Genomic DNA, 21252 nt, shown 5'->3' with positions numbered 1-21252 from the left:
TTAGTCAATCAACTTAATTTGCTGAAACTGAACTACTCCCATTTTCTACGCCCTCTTCACCTGTACTATCCGTACTGGATGAACTAGATGAGCTTGAAGAACTAGATGAATTTGCTGGTTTTTCATTTGAAGGTAATGGACTAGGTAACTCTTGATTTGAATAAGAGGTTGTTGTGCTTTGTCCACTAGATTCAGAAAAACTGCTGCTGGTTCCTGAAAAAACAGGGTTGATTGTCACTTCTACTTCCTCAGGTGAAACGATATAATCTGCATTTGTCGGAATCTTTATTTTTTGTTTCGTTGATGTTTTTATATTGCTCACATCAACAGGGATTTCTATTGTATCAATCGCATCTAAAACAGACTTTGTTCCTCTAATTTCGACTTTTTGTTCTGAAAGATTAAATGTGTAATGTTCAATATTAGCAGGTGGCGAACCTGTTGGGCTGATCGTTAATCCAACTTCTTTTGAAGGCAACGATAACTCAACCACCACTTTTACCTGGGGCGCTGGATTTTCAATACTCAATACTTGTCCTTTAGTGTCAAGCGCTTGAACATTGACCGTTTGTTTGATTGTATCCACAGATTGTTTAACATTTGATAGCGGCGCAATGACACGATCGATCGCTTTAGCAGTTTCTTCACCAGTTGTGATGTCTACAGTTTTAGGACTGACTGTGGTTTTTTCTACTTTGTAGCCGTCTGTTTCAATTGATTCTGGTAATTGGGCTTCCACCTCAAATGATTTAGTCACCTTATTCTCTACAGTCACCGTTATCGTTTTAGGTTCGATTTCTGCTGTTACAGCAGTACTCAAGCCTTTTACTCTTAATTGAATCTCTGATGTTCCAAGTGGCGTTTTAGTCAAGTCTGCAACAATTTGAAAGTTTCTAGTATCCTCATTGGATTCTAAATTCAACTGGATTCGATTGGCACTGCTTAGATGAACATTGACCGTTTCTTCATAACCTGAAACAAAATACTTATCTTGATCATACTCTAACTGAACTGGAATATTATACAGCATCTCGTCATAAACTTGACTTGTGCCAGACATATTAGAGAGATTGCCTGACGAATTGGCATTAAAAAATAGCAGCAAAGAAAAAAGTAGTGCTAACAATCCTGAAAACCAGTTACTTTGAGAGGGCTTTTTCATTTCTTTTTCGCCCCTTTCGTCACACCATCAATAAAGTGTTGTAAAAGGTTCTTTTTATCTTTACGCTCTTCTTTGGGCACCAATTCTGCTCGAAGGATTTTCAAATATTCTTCTTGTGTTAACCTCGGGATCAAATCGTTATTTAAAGTTAAGCTAACATCACCAGTTTCTTCTGATACAATAATCGTCACCGCATCACTGACTTCACTGATACCAACAGCGGCTCTATGGCGAGTACCAAATTCTTTTGGAATCAAGTTACTTTCAGACAAAGGCAGATACGCACTTGCTACAGCGATTTTCCCTTGTTTTACGATCACTGCCCCATCATGCAGCGGTGTATTTGGAATAAAAATATTGATCAATAGCTCTCCTGAAATATCTGCATCTAAATCAATACCCGTCTCAATGTATTCATCCAATCCAGTATTTCTTTCCACTGTGATCAATGCGCCTATTTTCCTTTTAGACATGTATTGAATCGCTTTATCAAAAGCCAAAATCATCTTTTCGTCTTGCTGTTGTTCAGATCGACTCGTTCGGAAAAAGGAGCTTCTGCCAAGATGTTCTAAGCCTCGCCGGACCTCTGGTTGAAAAATCACAACCGCAGCGATCACGCCATACATGATGACCTGGTTCATCAGCCAAGATAATGTATGTAACCCAATCAGTTCACTCAGTATTCGGATCATGATAAACACAGCGACCCCTTTTAACAATTGAACTGCTTTTGTTCCTCTGACAAGCATGATCAACTTGTAGACTAGGTACCAGACCACAAGAATATCGATCACATTAATAATATAATCACGCGACAAAAAATCGGATGAGATCAATTGCCGCCAATAATTTACATCAAATAATTGACTAAGTTGAAAAGACATCATAAACCTCACTTCTCTCTGAAGATTTCTTAATCAGTATACCATAATCTTTTGCTTGGTTACAGGATTGAGAATGGAAGATAGAAAAATTTAAGTAAAAAAGAATGAAAGAATCTAGCAGAAATGCAAGAGTCTTTCACTCCAAATCAACTTCCTTTTTACTCTTCTAGTTTCTCTCGTTTTGCCGCTCGCTCTGCTCTTCGGGCGGCTCTTCTTGCGTCAGCTTCTGGATCAGTGACTCGCTCCTTTTTTGTACGAGGAGCTTTTTCTAGTACCACTTCATCCGTTACCTTTTCCAATTTTGCTCGAATTTTTTCTTCTTGCCCAGCCATTCGCGCATAATTATAAAAACGATTTTTTGCATCAGTCACTGTCTTTTCAAATAGTTTTCCTGCAAATTCAGGCTGAGTCGCTTCTAACGAAGAGAAACGAATCTGTTTGCGCATAAATTCTTGCATGGCTTCGAAATTTGGTTTCTTGTAGTCTAGAGTCATCGGATTTTTACCTGATTCTCTCAATACTGGATTATAGCGATACAATGACCAATAGCCAGAATTAACAGCTTCTTTTGCTTCTTCCAAGGTTCTGCTCATGCCACCTGCTAATCCGTGAGTAATACAAGGTGTGTACGCAATAATGATTGAAGGTCCAGGGAAACGTTCCGCTTCTTCAAATGCTTTGATCGTCTGCATTTGATTAGCACCTGACGCGATTTGAGCCACATAAACATTGCCATAAGTCATCGCCATCATGCCTAAATCTTTTTTGGAAACATACTTGCCGCTTGCTGAAAACTTCGCAATTGCAGATGCTGGTGTTGCTTTTGAGGTTTGTCCACCAGTGTTAGAATAGACTTCATTATCTAAAACTAACATATTGACATCTGCCCCACTAGCAAGAACATGATCGATCCCGCCATAACCAATATCATAAGCCCATCCGTCTCCGCCAATCATCCATTGACTATTTTTTACGAATAGATCATTGTCTGCATAAATTGCTTCTAACAATGGCTGGTTATTTTTTTCATCCTGCAACGCTGCTTTTAATTTGGCAGCACGTTGTTGAGTGCCTTCGCCTGTATGCATGTGTTCGATCCAGTCTTCCATCAATGATTTTAATTCCGAAGAAGCTACTGTCATTGCTGCAGTCATTTTCATAGCTAAATGTTCGCGACGAGTTTGACTAGCTAACAACATGCCATAACCGAATTCTGCATTATCTTCTAATAGTGAATTAGACCAAGCAGGGCCTTGTCCTTGATCATTTGTTGTATATGGTGCAACCGGTGCTGCCCCGCCCCAAATTGAAGAACAGCCAGTAGCATTGGCAATCATCATACGATCACCGAACATTTGAGTTAGTAGTTTCACATAAGGCGTTTCACCACAACCAGAACACGCACCAGAAAATTCTAATAACGGTTTATTAAATTGTGAGCCTAAAACAGTATTTGGTTTGGCTGGATTTTCTTTTTGTTTCAAGGTCATAGAAAATGCCCAGTTCATTGCTTGCTCTTTTTGTTCTTCGTAAGGCTTCATGACTAATGCCTTGCCTTTAGCAGGACAAGCATCTACGCATAGACCACAACCTGTGCAATCTTCTATAGAAACTTGAATACGGTATTTCAGTCCGTCTGCACCGCGCATTTCTCTGACGATATAGCCTTCTGGTGCTTCATCCATTTCTTCTTCATCAGCTAAAAATGGACGAATGGCTGCATGAGGGCAGACAAACGCGCACTCATTACACATCGTACAACGATCACTATTCCATTCAGGTACTTCTACCGCAATCCCTCGTTTTTCCACAGCTGTCGTACCAAGCGGCATCCGACCATCTGTCATATCATTTTTGACAAAAGCACTGACTGCAAGGTCATTTCCTTCTTGGCGATTAATAGGTTCAACAATTTCATGAACATAATCAGTGACATTTTCCGCACGTTCTTTGGGTTTTATTTCAATCGTTTTCCATGATAATGGCACTTCGACTTTATGCAAAAGCTCAACCGTACGATCGATTGCCTGAATATTTTTTTCCACAACAGCCATTGATTTTCTAGCGTAGCTTTTAAATGCTTCTTCTTTTAAAATAGGTAGCACTTCTTCAAATGGCATGATGTCCGCCAATTTGAAAAATGCGGTTTCCATCGCTGTATTAATTCGTCCACCTAGCCCAACTTCACTAGCTAACTTAACAGCATTGATCGTATAAAAATGAATGTCATTTTCAGCTAGATACCGTTTCAATTTTTTCGGTAAAAAATGTTCTAACTGTTCGTCATTCCAAACTGTATTTAGTAAAAAGATTCCGCCTTTTTTTAAGCCTTTCACTAAGTCATACGTATTTAAATACGCTGCAGTATGACAGGCAACAAAATCGGCATGTTCAATCAAATAAGTCGAACGAATGGGTGTTTCCCCAAAACGCAAATGAGAAACTGTTAAACCACCAGATTTTTTCGAATCATAATAAAAGAAGCCTTGTGCATATTTATCGGTATGATCCCCAATGATCTTGATTGCTGATTTATTTGCACCAACTGTCCCATCGGAGCCAAAGCCCCAAAATTTTGCTTGATAGGTTTTAGGATTGGTTAAATCTAACTCTTCACCGCAATCAAGTGATGTATAAGTAACATCATCTACGATCCCAATCGTAAAACGAGATTTTGCTGCTTTTTTATCTTTTAATAATTCATCGTAGATCGCAACGATTTGATTTGGTAAAACATCTTTTGAGCCTAGTCCATAACGTCCCCCAATAATCATTGGACGCAGCTCTGATTCATACATCGCACTTTGAACATCTAAAAGTAAAGGCTCTCCACCAGCTCCTGGTTCTTTGGTTCGATCCATTACACCGATTGCTTTAACTGTTTTAGGCATTTTCTTTAAAAAGTTTTCAATAGGAAACGGGCGATATAAGTGGATATTTAGAAAACCCACTTTTCTGCCTTGTTTTGTTAAATAATCAATCGTTTGCTCAATTGCTTGGGCCGCTGACCCCATTGAAACGATGACTTCCTCAGCATCTTCTGCACCGTAATAGGTAACTAAATCATAGGTTGTACCTCTTAGCGCGTTGATGTCATCCATATATTTTTTTACAACAGCGGGAATTTTTTCATAATAGCTATTGATTGTTTCGCGCTGCTGGAAATGGATATCAGGATTTTGGTTTGTTCCACTGACAGAAGGGTGATTAGGATTCATACTTCTGCTACGAAAATGCTCTAGTTGCTCTTGATCTAATAATGGTGCCAATTCGTCATATTCCAGTACTTCGATTTTTTGAATTTCATGACTTGTCCGAAATCCATCGAAGAAGTTGATAAACGGAACACTTGATTCAATCGAAGCTAGATGAGCAACTGCTGATAAATCCATGACTTCTTGCACACTGCTTTCGCATAACATAGCAAAACCAGTCTGACGAGCAGCCATCACATCTCCATGATCACCAAAAATATTCAAAGCATTTGTCGTTACTGCCCGACTCGCCACATGAAAAACTGATGGAAGTAATTCTCCAGCAATTTTATACATATTTGGAATCATCAGTAGCAATCCTTGTGACGCTGTATATGTAGTAGTTAATGCACCTGTTTTTAGTGACCCATGGACTACGCCTGCTGCGCCTGCTTCTGATTGCATTTCAACGATTTTGACAGGCTGTCCAAAGATATTTTGCTTCCCCTCTGCTGACCACTGATCGACAAGCTCAGCCATAGTTGAGCTTGGTGTAATTGGATAAATAGCGGCTAATTCTGTAAACGCATATGAGATGTATGCGGCTGCTGTGTTTCCATCCATTGTCTTCATTTTTCGCATTGTATATTCATCATCCTTCTATCTAAAAGTAGAATAGTTGCACGCATATTCTACTCTATTATAACGGATGTCAGGTTAATTTGAAACAGTTTGTGAAAATATTTCACAAACTTATTAATTATTTTGCTTTCCTTTCTTGAAAAAAAAGTGTTTTTGTGAAAAAAAGATTGGAAACTGTCCTTCCAATCTTAATTTTCCTTTTTTTTATACCTTAATCCTTTTTCTGCTAGTCTTCTGACTAGTTGATAAAACCAATTATCGGTAGGAGAAATCCATTCTCGTTTAAGTTCATTTCGCTTGTTCGTATCAAAATATCTAGGAGGATTTCCATCTAATTTATCATGCGTCTGATATTGATCGACTCTGGGACGTTCCCCATAGTTAAATGTTTCACCATTTGCAATGGCATTCTCAAGCTCACCTTGTGCCTCCACATCTTCTTTACATTGACTTAGAAGCTGACCTTGTTCGTCTAAAATAAATTCACTATGATAATCTCCAGATAAAATTTTTCGATAAAAACCATGTTTTCTGATCTTCTTGATTAAGCCTTTATTAGTCAGCGTCTTCGCTCTTTTTTTTCGATCGTTAACCATTATGTCTATGGCAAGCCGCGCACGATTGTGGTACTGAGGATCTGCATAAAACCAATTATTTCCAAGAATCCTTTTGATTGCGGCTTCATCATTACTGCATTCGAATCTCTTCTTATAATTTTCTACATAATTAATCGCACATTTATCCAATTGATTTCTAAATTGATGGATTTTTGTCTCGTTTGCGTATTTTTTCTTAAGCGCTATTTTCGATAGTCTTTTGTCTTTTTGAGCTATAGTCAAACCGTCGGGATATGCAGTTTGTACCGCTTTTGCATAATGAATAAAAAATGGTCCTCCTGGCGGTAGTTGATCACAAAATTTATAGGCTGTTTTTGCAAACGTTAAATCCCCTTGTTCATTCAGATAGCCTCCTAAATGATCGATGACTAACATGACTTTTTCATTAGCTGATAGCTGACTTTTATCAAACATTTCTGTATAGATTTCAGAACCGACTAAAAAGATCGCAAGATCACAATCTAATATGCCTTCTTCGCTATAATTAACGTAAGCAATTATTGCCGCTTCATCCCAGCCATGTTGTTTAAGTTTTTCAAGAATAGTCGAAGAACAAGTTGATTCTTCCATGTTATTTCTCCTCAATCTTCATTTGAATTCTACTATACCTGCTTTTTTACGAAAATTACACTGATTTGAATGTATAAAAATAAAAAAGAACCCAAAACAAACACAGTCGTCTTAGATTCTGCTCTAATTTCTATGAAAATACTTCATAGCTTTTTCTGATTTTTTCTAAAACCATCGAAGGTTTCGCTTCTTTATTCTTATGGGCATCTCGATGTTCTTGTAAATGTTCTGGACGTTTCAACCAATTTTGAAAATCCTTTTTACTTTCCCATTTCGAAACCAACATGAATTCACACGTATTTTTATCCTCTGAAAACCAGCATTCACTTGATAGACAACCTGAAAATCCTAACATAGAGGTAACATCTTTACTTGTTTTCGTCTCAAATATCTCTTTACCTTCTTCTTTTATAATAAATGTCACTGTTTGAACAATCATAATCCGCTCTCCTTTTCAAGTTAATTGAGAATTATTCTCACTTAGAATTATACCACACTTTTCTTTAGGAGCTGAAACTATTTTTTATAAAAAATGGATAAACCAGTTTTTGGTTTATCCACACGATTTCAAGCCTAATATAATTCTAAATATTGTTCTCTTTCCCATTCAGAAACAGTTTGGCGGAAAGCAGCCCATTCCATTCGTTTCGCTTCAACAAAGTTCACATAGATGTGTTCACCTAGTGCATTGACCATCACATCATCTTTACGCAATTCTTTGATGGCATTATGCAGTGTTGAAGGTAAATCATGAATTTGTGCTTCTTTTCGTTCTTCTTCATTCATCACATAAATATTACGGTCCACCGCTTGTGGCGGATCGATTTCATTTTTGATCCCATCTAATCCAGCTTGTAAAAGTGCTGCCATTGTTAGATAAGGATTTGCTGACGGGTCAACAGAGCGTAATTCTAAACGGGTGGACAATCCACGCGATTCAGGAACACGGACTAATGGTGAACGATTACGCCCGCTCCATGCAACATATACTGGTGCTTCGTAACCTGGTACTAAACGTTTGTATGAATTAACGGTCGGATTACACACCGCTGTGTACGCACGCGCATGCTTCAATAGTCCACCCAGGAAATGATACGCAGTTTGGCTTAATTGCATTGAACCATTTTCATCATAAAAGACATTTTCATCGCCTTTGAATAATGACATGTTGCAGTGCATTCCTGAGCCGTTGATCCCATACAATGGTTTTGGCATAAAGGTTGCGTGCAAGCCATGTTTTCTAGCAATTGTTTTAACAACTAATTTAAAGGTTTGGATATTATCGCATGCTTCAATAACATCTGCATATTTAAAGTCGATCTCATGTTGACCTGGTGCGACTTCATGATGTGACGCCTCAACTTCAAACCCAAGACTTTCTAGTTCAAGAACGATATCTCTACGGCAATTTTCACCAAGATCTGTCGGCGCAAAATCAAAGTAACCGCCGCGATCATTTAAATCGGTTGTGATTTTGCCATCTTCATCCAATTTGAATAAGAAAAATTCTGGCTCTGGACCAAGGTTAAATGAAGTAAAACCTAGTGCTTCCATATCAGCAAGCGCACGCTTTAAATTCCCACGTGGGTCTCCTGCAAAAGGAGTGCCATCAGGATTATAAATATCACAGATCAAGCGAGCAACTTTTCCGTGTGTACTCTCCCATGGAAAAATCATCCATGTCGATACATCAGGATACAAATACATATCGCTTTCTTCAATTCTCACAAAACCTTCAATAGAAGACCCATCAAACATCATTTTATTACTTAACACTTTGTCTAATTGGCTCACTGGAACTTCCACATTTTTGATTGTTCCCATAATGTCTGTAAACATTAATCGTAAAAATCGAACATTTTCTTCCTCGGCAATTCGTTTGATATCTTCTACTGTGTCTTGTTTCTTCGTCATTGTATCCTTCACGTCCTTCATTTTTTGTATAAAACTCAAGTGTTACAATTTGGGGCCTCTTGATTGGAATGGATTTTGTTGAGTAAGTCCACCTTGAGAAATAAGTTCGTCGTATAATATTTTCCTAACATCTTCATCCGTCAGCGGTTTGTTTGATTCTTGGGCGTGCATTTGTTCTTCCAGTTTCATTTCGTAGACACGTTTGATTCCTGCCATATTTAGACCATCCGACAAATAATCCTTGATTTCCAACAATACATCAATGTCATTCAGTGAATACATACGTCGGTTTCCTTCACTTCTTTCTGGATGAATCAAATCCTGCTCTTCGTAATAACGAATTTGACGTGCTGATAAATCAGTTAGTTTCATAACTGTACCAATTGGAAAAACTGACATTGATCTTCTCAGTTCCTTCTCCCTCATATCCACCCCCCTCTCTTAATTTAAAAGCGTAGTAGGTTCTTGTCGTTTCAAACGAAAAATAGGAAAATAAGCTTTTGACAATATCTGCTACATACAGATGTTATCTTTTTCATAGAAACTAACCTACATAGCTAGATAGATTAAATATAGAATATCAATACTTTTTTCCGTTGTCAATGATTTATGTTAGGTTTTCTAACATAAAACTAAAATATCGAGAAAAAACTGATAATAAGCTCTAATTTCAGCTATATTTTTAGCAAAAATAAAAAAGGTATCTTTTAGAATACCTTTAATGGAAAGACGATTCAAATCGAGTATGACTGATTGTTTAACATTATCTTTTCCTATAGCTCAAATAGTTAGTTATCTAGCCCATTTAGAATTTATCGGTGCAAATCCTTTTACATGGTACGCGTTTTTATCTTCTTCAAACTGTTCTGATAAAAGTAATGTATGGCGCGTCAACTCACTTAATTCTTGCCCTTGATCCGCAGCTAGCTCAAATTCATATGGAACTAATAACTCCATCATTTTTTCTCTAACAGCTCTTGTAAGTTCTTCTTTGCCCAAAGTACTCTTAGCAGAAACCAGTACATTAGGAAATAAAGTCGGCACAAAGTCAGCTTCATCGATTTGATCACTTTTATTATAGACGGTCAAAATAGGAATCTGTTTTAGATCTAAATCATTCAGTAATTCAACTACCGTTTGTTCATGCTGTAAGCGGTCTTCTGCACTAGCATCCACCACATGCAATAATAGATCCATATTGCGACTTTCTTCCAAGGTCGATTGAAACGCTTCAATCAATTGTGTCGGCAAATCTTGAATAAAACCAACAGTATCTGTCATGGTCACAATCATCCCTTGTGGCAGCTGCCATTTTTTAGTTAAGGGATCTAATGTGGCAAATAGTTGATCTTCTGAGTAGGTTCCAGCCGTAGTCAACAAATTTAAAATTGTCGATTTACCTGCATTGGTGTAGCCAATCAAGCCAATTTGAAAAATATCAGAGGCACGACGCTTTTGCCTGCTTCGTTCACGATGGGCAGTCACTTCTTTTAGTTCACGCTTGATAGCTATGATTTTATTACGAATATGTCGCCGGTCTGACTCCAGTTTTGTTTCCCCAGGTCCTCGAGTTCCGATGCCACCTCCTAGGCGGGATAATTGTTTTCCTTGGCCAATCAAGCGTGGAAGCAAATAATTCAATTGTGCCAACTCAACTTGCAGCTTCCCTTCTTTTGAACGAGCCCGCATTGCAAAAATATCCAGGATAAGTTGAACTCGATCGATTACTTTTACCCCAAGTGCTTCAACAATCAATTGATTTTGTCGTGGCGTCAGTTCATGGTTGAAAATGACAATATCTGCTTCATAAGCATCAACTAGTTGTACTAGCTCTTCTACTTTCCCTTTACCGATCACAGTTTGCGAATCGATACGAGGACGTTTTTGCGTTAAGGAAAACACGACGTCTCCTTGTGCCGTTTTCGTTAAGTTTTTTAACTCTTTCATGGAACCTTCGAAACGGGCATAGTTGTTCTCTGTTTCTACGCCTACTAAAATAACCTTTTCTGTTGTTTTATCCATTTTTTATCCCTCCGAAGAATCCAGCCAGTCTTCGATTTCTTTTTCTAACTCTACACTACTAGTAGGCTGTTGTACTAAATCCCACCAGCTGGCATTCATACGATTTTTAAACCAGGTCAACTGCCTTTTCGCATATCTTCTTGAATTTTGCTTCACTTGTTGAACGGCTTCTTCTAAGGTTACTTTTCCTTCAAAATAAGGGAAAAACTCCTTATAGCCAATTCCTTGGGTCGAATGTTGTGTTTGCTTTTCGTAAAGTAGCTCAGCTTCTTTTAAAAGCCCCTCAGTAAGCATTCGTTCTACTCTAGTATTGATTCTATCATAAAGCTTAGCTCGGTCTGTCTCTAAGCCTACTAAAAAATAATCATACAGCGGCTTAGGTGTTTCCTTCGGTGTTAAAATACTATAACCAGTTTTATCAAACACTTCCAAAGCTCGGATCACTTTTTTTCGATTATTAAAATGAATACTTTCAGCAGCCAAACGATCTTTCTCCTGCAGTATTTCCCACAGATGTTGATTACCATATGTCTCGGCAACTGTTTGATATTTCTCTTTGATCTCTGTAGACTCATCCTTAGCGCCTAGTTCAAAATCATACAGCAAGGCTTGAATATACAGACCTGTCCCACCAACAACAATTGGTAATTTGCCTTTTGCGATGATTTTGTCAATTGCCTGACGTCCTTCTTTTTGAAAATCTGCTACAGAATAGGTTTCTGTTAAATCACGGCAATCAATCAGATGATGGACAATTCCTGCACGTTCTTCTTCTGTTGCCTTTGCTGTACCGATATCCAGCTGTCTATAGACTTGCATCGAATCGCCGCTAATAATTTCTCCGTTTAATTTTTTTGCTAATTCAATACTCAAAGAGGTTTTCCCAACTGCCGTTGGTCCTACGATTACTAATACTTTTTCCAATTTTTTCATCCTTTTTTTTGCATCGATTCACGTACTTGCATCGCTAACTCTGGAAAATCTGTATGAATCCCTGCCAAATGATAGGCAAAACAAAGAGCCATCTTCTCTTCCTCATTCACTGTCCAAGGCCGAATTGCTTTAGGAAAATCAGCTAAATCTTCTATGTGTTCCAGTACCCAATCGATTTTAGGATGAATCCCTGCAATAAAAGCTGTTTGAAGCGCTCGTTGTTCATCCTTTTCTGATAACCTGAATACTGACGCAATTTTTTGATTTTTTTCTATTTCCCAAACTTTTTCTAAACTTTTAAAATAAAAACTTGAATACATATAATCGAAAGTCCAAGGTTGGGACTGCAAAAGCTGAACAAGCTTTGATTCGATCCCTTCATAGTGAACCTGATCTGTTTTGATTTCAATATTCAATAAACCAGAAAAGTTTTCTTCTTTAAGTAGCATCAGGACTTCCTCTAAAGTCGGGATTTCTTGAAAGATTGGATTTTTGGTGAACCAGCTACCAGCATCTAATTGTTTTAATTCTGCTAACGTTAATGCCCCCACTGCTCCGTGACCATTCGTAGTGCGATCAAGTGTTTCATCATGGATAATGATCAACTGACCGTCTTTTGATAATTGGACATCTAACTCGATACCATCTGAACCGACTCGAATGGCTTCTTTAAAGGCTGCCAGGGTATTTTCTGGGTGTGTTCCTTTGCTACCGCGGTGGGCGATTACTTTTGTCATCTTGGTCCCTCCAGTCGGAAGTATTGTACCATTCCTAAGAAGGAGTATCAAATATAATTAAATATGTTTCGATCATAGATTAAACAGCTTTCGAATTATTGACAATCAATCATTTTGGCTTTAAGATGAATCACATTTTCTCTAATAGGCTATAAACTATCGAAGCCATCAAGAATTAGAAAAGACCATTAAACAATCTATTAAACAACACGATACTTCATTTTTAGAAGAATAATTAAATTGGAAGAGCCTGTTAATTTCATAAAAGATGTTATCCATATAAAAAGATGAGTCTGAGATATAACTCTATGAGTTATATCTCAGACTCAAGGAATCCGAACAAACGTGGAAGCAGGAGTAACTCCTTCAGAAATAAGTTGAAATTAACAAAAATTTGAAGGGCAATTTTCATAATGCCTCTCTTATTTCTCGGAGTTAAACATTTTGTAGTGCCCCCTAAAAGTTATAGCTTTTTGAGTCACTATAAAATCACTTTAGATTTATAGTTTTCTGACTTTTTATATTGCTACAGAAAATCTGTCTATGAACTTATTCTTTCAACAGTTCCTAAAAGCAACGGTAAGATTAAATTAAAAATTGGATATATAGCTAACATTACCAGTAACATATTTTTAGAAATTTTAGATTCACTAATCTTTTTATTTACTAAATCAAATGCTACAATTAAAAATAAAACTCCTGCACACACAAACACTCTACTACCTGAGGCAAAAAGAGTAGGTGAAAACCACAACATAATAATTGAAAATAAAGCCGCTATCATGCATAGTAATGAAAATATTTTATATGAAGCCCCTTTATAGATTGCTAACATGGTAACTCCATATAAAACAATCGCGACAAAAAAATTCTTCATAACTGCACTAAAGGCTTCCATACTAAAAAGTTGTTTTGCTGAATAATTGTAAATTTGAGCAAGCCCGCTTGAAAACCCTGGAAATAAGTACATACAAGACAAACAAGCAATGATAAGACTGATCAAAAGAAACGAGTATCTATTTAAATTCAACAAAAGTATTGAGGACAAGATGACCAAAAGCAATAAAGAAAAAACATTATTGTAAATACCAGTGACCATAAAATTCAATCCAACTTTTATATGGGAGAAAACAGATAATTCATTGAAATCAGGATACCATTTTTCAGTCTCCTTTTGAAGACGCAACGCATTACCTGGAGCAAAATACATGAATAAAATCCCCATAAACATAATAAACGTTTTAAATAAAAGAAGGATTGATTGTTTTTCTTTTTTCACTAATAACGTTATATGCCCACATAATGCTGCACAAAAGCCAACGATTAAATACTGTTCATTACTTATCGAAAATAAAAATGTACAAATAATACTCAGCGAAATCCAGCTCTTTTTTTCCCATTTGTTCCCTCTAAACACATAATCGGCATATGGAATCATTGAACATAACCCTAAAGCTAATGGCCATAAATAGTTAACTGCTCCTGTAATCCATAAAAACGAATGGAAAAACATTTCAAAATTCATAAAACCGAATAAGGTACACACAAGAAAAATATCAAACGTCTTTACTTCCTTTTTTGTAAAACGAACGATTGAATAGGCACTTAAGATCATCGCTAAAGAAGTAATTGACCAATACAAAATCATTGGTAATGAAAAGATAAAATACATGATACTATCAGGAAAAATTCTTGCCGACCAAGTCATATATCGATTTAAGATATAAGTAAGATAATCCTTTTGATGACTCATCCGTTGAAACCATTCATCATCTGTTCCGTTTTGAAAACCAAAAAAGGATAAATAAACTGCAATTCCTAAAAATAAAACGGTCAAAGCAAGTAAATCTTGATTTACTATAAGCCAATTTTTAACCTGCTTGTTTCTATTCATTTAAACCTCCTTTTTCATATATGAATTACCTACTACAAATTAGCTGGCACACACTCTTATTTAATGTTTAAAATTGAGAAGTCAATTTTTTACGATTCAATACGAATCGTAAAATTACCAGTTCCTCTTGTTAGGTTAGGGCTATAGAATGGATCATTATCAATATATTTACGCCATTTCTTTTGTAATAATTTTTTTTCACCATCAAAACGTGTCATTTTTTCTGGAGTATTCTCATATCCTCTAGATTTTGATTCAAAATGATACAATTCAGCTTGATGAGCCCACACATTATAACGACCTAATTCATAGACCTTCATACAAAGATCAACGTCATTAAATGCAATCGTAAATTCTTCATCAAACCCTCCAACCATTTCAAAGTCTACGCTTTTTACCAGTACGCATGCTGCAGTAACAGCTAAATAATCAACATCTAAATATAATCGTCCAAAGTAGCCTAAATCTTTATCTGGAAAATAATGATGACCATGCCCGGCAACATCACCCAATCCCATAATAACACCAGCATGTTGAATTGTATGATCTGGATAATATAACTTGGCTCCAACACACCCAACACGCTCGAATTGACCATAAGAAACCATTCGTGTCATCCACTCAGGTGCAATAACTTGCGTATCATTATTTAAGAATAACAAATATTTGCCCTTTGCTTTACTGGCTGCAATATTATTGATACGCGAGTAATTAAAAGGGATATCTATTTCATCTACAATAAATCGACTCCCCAGTTTTCGTTGATAACTAGCGTATAACTCATCCATTTTAGGATCATCGCTATCATTATCTGCGATGATTATCTCATAATTGGAATAAGTAGTTTTGTCGATTATTGAGTCAACACATGTTTTGACATCTTCATAACCATTCCTAGTTGGAATGATAATACTGACTAACTCTTCATTCATTACGTCATAAGAAATAGCATAGAAACCAGGAGCGATACCTTTAGAGACATATCCAGGGATTCCTCTACGATGCAAAGCATCTTTCAAAACTTTCACACCTACTTCATCTGCATATATTTTTTCCGAAGCGGATGAAGCAGTTGAACCAGGAAGTGTGCGCCAATGATACAAGACTTTTGGAATATGTTTAATATTCTTTTCTGGAATCTGTTCAGTGTACCGCAAAACTAAATCATAGTCTTGCGAGCCTTCTACTCCAGTTCTAAACCCTTCTAAATTCAGTAATAAGTCACGACGATAAACACTTAGATGGGAAATGTAGTTTGTTCCCATCAACAAATCAGGAGACCAGTCTGGCTTAAAGGCTGGTTCAAATCGATTTCCATCCTCATTTATTTTATCTTCATCACTATAAATAAAATCAACATCCGGGGTTTGATTGATTATCTTAACTACTTCTGACAGTGCATTAATGGCCAGCTCATCATCATTGTCTAATAACGCAACGAATTCACCTGAAGCTAATTTCAGCGCATCGTTACTTGCTACACTGATGTGACCATTCGTTTGGCGATAAACAATTTTTATTCGTTCATCTCTTGAAGCAAATCGTTCTAATGTTTTTTTTACTTCGGTATTCGTAGAGGCATCATCACAAATACAAAGTTCCCAATTTTCATATAATTGTTTTTGTACAGACTCAATGCATTTAGCCAGCCACTTTGTCTCAACATTATAAACAGGCATAACAATAGAAATCAGTGGTTGAATCTTGAATTGCTCTATCTCAGCTACTAGTTCAGTAATAGGCCTATTTTCATTTTGAGTAATCCATGCTCGGTACTCATCGCCATTGATAAATTTTTCTAATTTATAGCGATTCAAAGCATTCTTTACCCCATTACGTCTTAAGTAACCTAAGCCTTTTCTAATTTTACTTATTTTCAATTGAGTAGGCGTTTCTGTTCCTAGCTCAATTGGATATTTTTTACCCAGTTTAACCGAATACTCAGTTATTACTTCGTTTGCTGTAAACTGAACAAGGACCTTACCGTTTGATGTTTTAGGCTTAATAGTGATTTCAAATCCAACATTCATCTCATTTGGTAGATCAAACAAAATATTGACATCCATTCGGTAAAACTGAACAATTTCAACTTCTGCATTCGGACTTGGTTTTACTGTGATAACTGGCGCTACCTTATTCTCCTGATCAAAAGCCCAGCCTTTTACAGTAATTGTTTTATCTTGTCCATTTCGGAGAATGCTATCAATAGTGATTGTTACTTTATTTGTCATGATTTCCTCCAAAATTTAAAATGATAATGGATTTCCATAAGGATCAATCAATCCATTTTTTGTCCACTTTTTCTCTAATTCGTTTAGTACTTCTGGAACAAGATGAATGTCAATTGGCTCCGATTCTTTTAATTTAGCATATGACGTATATACGATATCTTTTTCTAACTGCTGTCTAACTTTTAAGCTAAAATCAAATCCCATTAATTGAGAACCAAATTCTTCTGACAAGCCTTCAACTTGTTCGAAATCATTTTTTCTAAAAATCATGCAATCTTCAGTTGCAGCGTGTATTCCTCTAGGAAGTCCGGCACGGTAATAGTAACCAAGATTTTGTGCAGGATTATTTCTTTCTGGATAAATAAGTTTATTGTTTTCGACATCATAAGTAACGCCAATATTTGAAATTAGGTTATCATTGCTACTAATTTTGCCACAGACAATACCACTTTCTTCCAATTGAGCGTAATTCATCAATTCATTTAACCATGCTCCCGATAATGGTGAAAGTTTTTCATTTAGTAATAAAATAAATTCCCCTTCAGCTTGTTTTACACGCGTGTTAATATCTCCATCTACAAACCGAACCCTAGCATCTTTAACAGATACAGTAAATTTAGAAGAAGTAGGAACCAAAATTTCAAAGTTAGGATAGTAAGTTTTACTCAATAATAACTCTAAGTTATTATTCAGATTTTTGCTATTTCCTACAAAAACAATTGAAGCTTTAGGTGTCGTATCATGAATAAAATCAATCTTATAACATCCATAAAATTCTGCAATTTTTACATTTCCTTTTAGATTTCTTCGCTTTAGTGCAGCTTCTAAGGCATGCTGACCAGCAACATAAGCATAGGTTTTACTTTCAGGATTTAAAGCAGTTGATGTCTCAATTGCTCTCCAGTGATATAAAATACCTTTGATATGGTGAATTTTTTTTGCTTCTTCCGTTGCGCGTAAAACAAAATCATAATCTTGACTACCGTTATATTCAGTTCTCAAACCACCTATACGGCTTAATAGTGCATCTTTTACAACTACAAAGTGCGTGATGTAATTATGCTGTAGAATTAATTGTCGATTCCAATTTGGCTTAAAGAATGCATCAAAACGTTTTTCTTCAAGAGTCATCTTATCTTCATCTGTATAGAAAAACTCTATGTCTCTGTCCTTATTTAGCGCTTTTACAATCTCGTATAGTGCATTAGGTGCTAATTCATCGTCATTGTCCATGAAACCTATATAGTCACCTGACGCAATCTCTAAAGCAGAATTCGTAGCTTCTGAAATATGTCCATTTTTTTCTCTAAATACTAATTTTATTCTTTCATCACTTGCAGCGTACTTTTCAAGTAAAGGACGAATATAGTCTTTAGGAGAGGCATCATCGGCTAAACACAATTCCCAGTTGGTATAAAATTGATTTTTTAAGGAACTAATACATGCATCTAACCATTTTTCTTCAACGTTATACACGGGTACCGCAATCGATATTTTAGGTTGATACTCAAAACTTTCTATTTCAGAATGAATTTTTTCCATATCAAATACTTCATGTTGCGCAATCCATTTTTCATAGCTGTTTTTTTGTACTTGACGATTTAATAACCACTTCACAGATCCTTTTATTCCTTTGCGTTTCACAGAACCTAAAACTCTACGTACCCTTGAAGAAGGTTTAGCAGGAAAATATAAACCAATATGACGGTTGATAATCACATCACATGATTCACCATCTTCAGTAGATATAACAAAATTAAAAAATTGTTCTAATTCATAATCAGCTACTTCAATTTCGAAACCATAATCTAAAGTTTCTGGAAACCCAAAGCCTTCATTTATTTCAGAACGATGAATTCTTTTTACTTTAAAATAAGGAGCATTATTAGCTTCTAACTCAAATTTTAATGGCATTTTGTCTACATTAGAAACGCCCCAACCTTTAATAATCGATGTCTTCGTTGCTTCATTTCTTACAGTACCATCAATATTTAACGCCATTATTCTATTCAACTCTTCAATTGGAGTCTGCGAAAAAGCTTTATCTGATTTACGTCTTGCGGGTTCCCATTGTTCACCCGCGACCAAATCATAATATCGATCGACAATCATTTGTTTTTCTACTTCAACTTCTTTTAATCTTTCCATCATTAAATTCATTTCATACAAATACTGACCTTGATAAATAAAATCAAAATTTAAAACAATTGACTTACCAGCAATATCTTCTCCAGATAAAATAAAATACGCTGGATGCATATTCGTAAAAACAAATTTTTCATTGTGCTCAAAAACAGCACTGGTTTGGATATTATGACTTTGTTCTCCATTTATATCAACAAAGAATCGCATAATCCCACCAATATTTTCTGGGAAAGGCATAATTTTTAACGATTTTACCCCTAAAGGAACTTCAATAGGATAATTTTTGTTTTCACCAGTAAATGTATTAACAGAAACCGTGGTTTCTTCCACACTATTTTCTAATTCATACTGAAGTATAACACGTCGGTGATAATATGAATTTTCTGGCAACACTCGTATAGGTGATGCCACTGGATTTTTCTTTAACGCATAGAAGTACTGATACACTTCGGCAAAAGGTCTTTTTCTGAATGCATCTACTACTTCTATAGGTAAGTCTTCATAGTGAGCATCAATCTCATTATTTCCTACAACATTTATCGTAAAGTCTTCTTTATTAATATATAGACCTAGTGAATCAAATACTTTTTCAAAACCAGACTGTGTATAAAATGTTTTATGGGTCTCATCCAGTAAACCATACTTTGTCCAGTCAAGTTTATTATTAAACAAATTAATCAACACTGAGTTATGAGCGATGTTGGGGAATGTAATTAAGATTTCCCCATCCTCTTTTAGAAACTCTTTTACGATTTCCAAAGTCTTTACAGGATCCATCAAATGCTCTAAAACATCAGCAAATAGAATATAATCATATTTTTTACCTTTATAATAATCTGTCCATTTATATTCTTCTATATTTCCGTAAAAACCATCATTAGAAAAAGTAATCACATAATCATACAATTCCTTATCTAGCTCAACAATCGAAACATCACATTTTTTAGCTTCAATCAGATAGTTTGTCATTCTTCCGTTTCCCGGTCCAAACTCCAATACAGAACTCTGCTCTTTTATGTGAGAAGCAATCTTTCCGACACTAGTACTTTCATCAATATCCATTTCAAAATCATACTTCATTTTATGGTATCCTTCCACTCATGATCTAATATAACAATTCCTTCACCTGTATATTGGCCACTAATGAACATTTTCAAGTATTTCGTTTTATATTCTAAAGGAACCGTGGCATGTTCTTCAAAGAAAGCAATATCAAAATAATACTCGCCAGTCAGCAATGACATCTTTTCATATTCAATATAAAATGTATTTTCTCCTTGCTCCCAAGGAATAGTTACTTTATCTAATAGTGTATTTAAGCCACAAACATAGTGGTTATCTACCGTACGAATGGCAACACCACAAACCGGGTTCTTGATCGACTCTCTTTTTACTGTATAATTTATTTTGACGATCACTTTTTGATCTTGCTCAACAATTTCAACAGGAGATAAATCTGAATTTAGAAGCACCGCACTATTAACTTCAACAATATCTGGAACTGTATTTTCTTGATCTGTTTGCTTTGCTCTTTCAGTATCAATTGTTTTGATGGATTTTTTCTTCAAGAAATTCTCATAATTTGAAGATACATCCATCACGTCGCCTTCTTCAATAACTTCACCGTTCTTCAACCAATAAACTCGATCACAAAAACGACGTACAGAGTTGATATCATGGGAAACAAATAAGATTGTTTTCCCAGAATTTTTTATTTCTGTAAATTTATCCATACATTTTAATTGAAACTCCAAATCACCAACAGCCAAAGCTTCATCAATAATCAAAATATCTGGATCAACATTAATTGCAACTGCAAATGCGAGACGAACAAACATACCGCTAGAATATGTCTTTACAGGTTGATACAGATGATCACCAATATCAGCAAATGTAATAATATCATCGACCATTTCGTCAATTTCTTCTTTTGAGAAGCCTAAAACCATTCCATTCAAGTAAATATTATCATACCCACTATACTCTGGATTGAATCCTGAACCTAATTCTAATAAGGCGGATATCTTTCCTTCAATCTCAATTGATCCAGAAGTAGGTGTTAAAACTCCTGTAATGATTTTTAGCATAGTTGATTTACCAGAACCATTCTCTCCGATAAAACCAATCATTTCCCCTTTTTTCACATGGATATCGACATCTTTTAGTGCATAGAATAGATCATGATAACTTTTGCGTCGTGGATCTAGCGCTTCTTTAAAACGATCTGTTGGCTTAGCGTACATATTATAAGTTTTTGTAATTTTGTCTATTTTGATTGCATAATCTGACATAACTGATTCTCCTTAA

Annotated in this window: 14 protein-coding genes; all 14 read right to left on the bottom strand. The window is 35.9% G+C overall.

Annotation, left to right across the window (positions count from 1 at the left end):
* Positions 1 to 13 precede the first annotated feature (13 nt).
* The gene (locus tag BCR24_RS10790; protein ID WP_069640533.1) at positions 14 to 1162 is read right to left on the bottom strand and encodes a CdaR family protein; all 1149 of its coding nucleotides are present in this window, start codon (positions 1160 to 1162) and stop codon (positions 14 to 16) included.
* Complete coding sequence (cdaA, locus tag BCR24_RS10785) at positions 1159 to 2046, bottom strand: diadenylate cyclase CdaA (protein WP_069640532.1); 888 nt, start codon at positions 2044 to 2046, stop codon at positions 1159 to 1161. The genes BCR24_RS10790 and cdaA overlap by 4 nt, the downstream gene beginning before the upstream one ends.
* Positions 2047 to 2204: 158 nt before the next feature.
* Entirely contained in the window at positions 2205 to 5882 is a 3678-nt protein-coding gene (nifJ, locus tag BCR24_RS10780; RefSeq protein WP_069640531.1) for a pyruvate:ferredoxin (flavodoxin) oxidoreductase, read from the bottom strand.
* 188 nt (positions 5883 to 6070) lie between these two features.
* Positions 6071 to 7069 carry a DUF3114 domain-containing protein gene (locus tag BCR24_RS10775; protein ID WP_069640530.1) on the bottom strand — a complete coding sequence of 333 codons (999 nt, stop codon included), beginning with the start codon at positions 7067 to 7069 and terminating at the stop codon, positions 6071 to 6073.
* Positions 7070 to 7199: 130 nt separating this feature from the next.
* Positions 7200 to 7508 (bottom strand): antibiotic biosynthesis monooxygenase family protein, encoded by a 309-nt coding sequence (locus tag BCR24_RS10770; protein ID WP_069640529.1) that lies wholly within the window; start codon positions 7506 to 7508, stop codon positions 7200 to 7202.
* Between the two features lie 134 nt (positions 7509 to 7642).
* Positions 7643 to 8983, bottom strand: coding sequence for a type I glutamate--ammonia ligase (gene glnA, locus BCR24_RS10765; protein WP_069640528.1), 1341 nt, complete (start codon positions 8981 to 8983; stop codon positions 7643 to 7645).
* Positions 8984 to 9025: 42 nt separating this feature from the next.
* A complete protein-coding gene (locus BCR24_RS10760; RefSeq protein ID WP_010764139.1) occupies positions 9026 to 9409 on the bottom strand; it encodes a MerR family transcriptional regulator in 384 nt (127 codons plus the stop codon).
* Between the two features lie 366 nt (positions 9410 to 9775).
* Positions 9776 to 11005: a GTPase HflX gene (gene hflX / locus BCR24_RS10755; protein WP_069640527.1), complete on the bottom strand. Its 1230-nt coding sequence runs from the start codon at positions 11003 to 11005 to the stop codon at positions 9776 to 9778.
* 3 nt (positions 11006 to 11008) lie between these two features.
* Positions 11009 to 11929, bottom strand: coding sequence for a tRNA (adenosine(37)-N6)-dimethylallyltransferase MiaA (gene miaA, locus BCR24_RS10750; RefSeq protein ID WP_069640526.1), 921 nt, complete (start codon positions 11927 to 11929; stop codon positions 11009 to 11011).
* A 5-nt stretch (positions 11930 to 11934) separates the two neighbouring features.
* Complete coding sequence (locus BCR24_RS10745) at positions 11935 to 12675, bottom strand: glycerophosphodiester phosphodiesterase (protein WP_069640525.1); 741 nt, start codon at positions 12673 to 12675, stop codon at positions 11935 to 11937.
* A gap of 541 nt (positions 12676 to 13216) precedes the next feature.
* Positions 13217 to 14569, bottom strand: coding sequence for a DUF6056 family protein (locus BCR24_RS10740; RefSeq protein ID WP_069640524.1), 1353 nt, complete (start codon positions 14567 to 14569; stop codon positions 13217 to 13219).
* A gap of 89 nt (positions 14570 to 14658) precedes the next feature.
* A complete protein-coding gene (locus BCR24_RS10735; RefSeq protein ID WP_379896804.1) occupies positions 14659 to 16803 on the bottom strand; it encodes a glycosyltransferase family 2 protein in 2145 nt (714 codons plus the stop codon).
* 12 nt (positions 16804 to 16815) lie between these two features.
* Positions 16816 to 20025 (bottom strand): glycosyltransferase, encoded by a 3210-nt coding sequence (locus BCR24_RS10730; RefSeq protein ID WP_069640522.1) that lies wholly within the window; start codon positions 20023 to 20025, stop codon positions 16816 to 16818.
* A complete protein-coding gene (locus tag BCR24_RS10725; RefSeq protein WP_069640521.1) occupies positions 20022 to 21236 on the bottom strand; it encodes an ABC transporter ATP-binding protein in 1215 nt (404 codons plus the stop codon). The genes BCR24_RS10730 and BCR24_RS10725 overlap by 4 nt, the downstream gene beginning before the upstream one ends.
* Positions 21237 to 21252: the final 16 nt, after the last annotated feature.

The sequence above is a fragment of the Enterococcus ureilyticus genome (genome assembly GCF_001730315.1).
Taxonomy (GTDB): Bacteria; Bacillota; Bacilli; order Lactobacillales; family Enterococcaceae; genus Enterococcus_L; species Enterococcus_L ureilyticus.
Note: the sequence above shows the minus strand (reverse complement) of the source record. Positions and strands in the feature narration are given on the sequence as shown.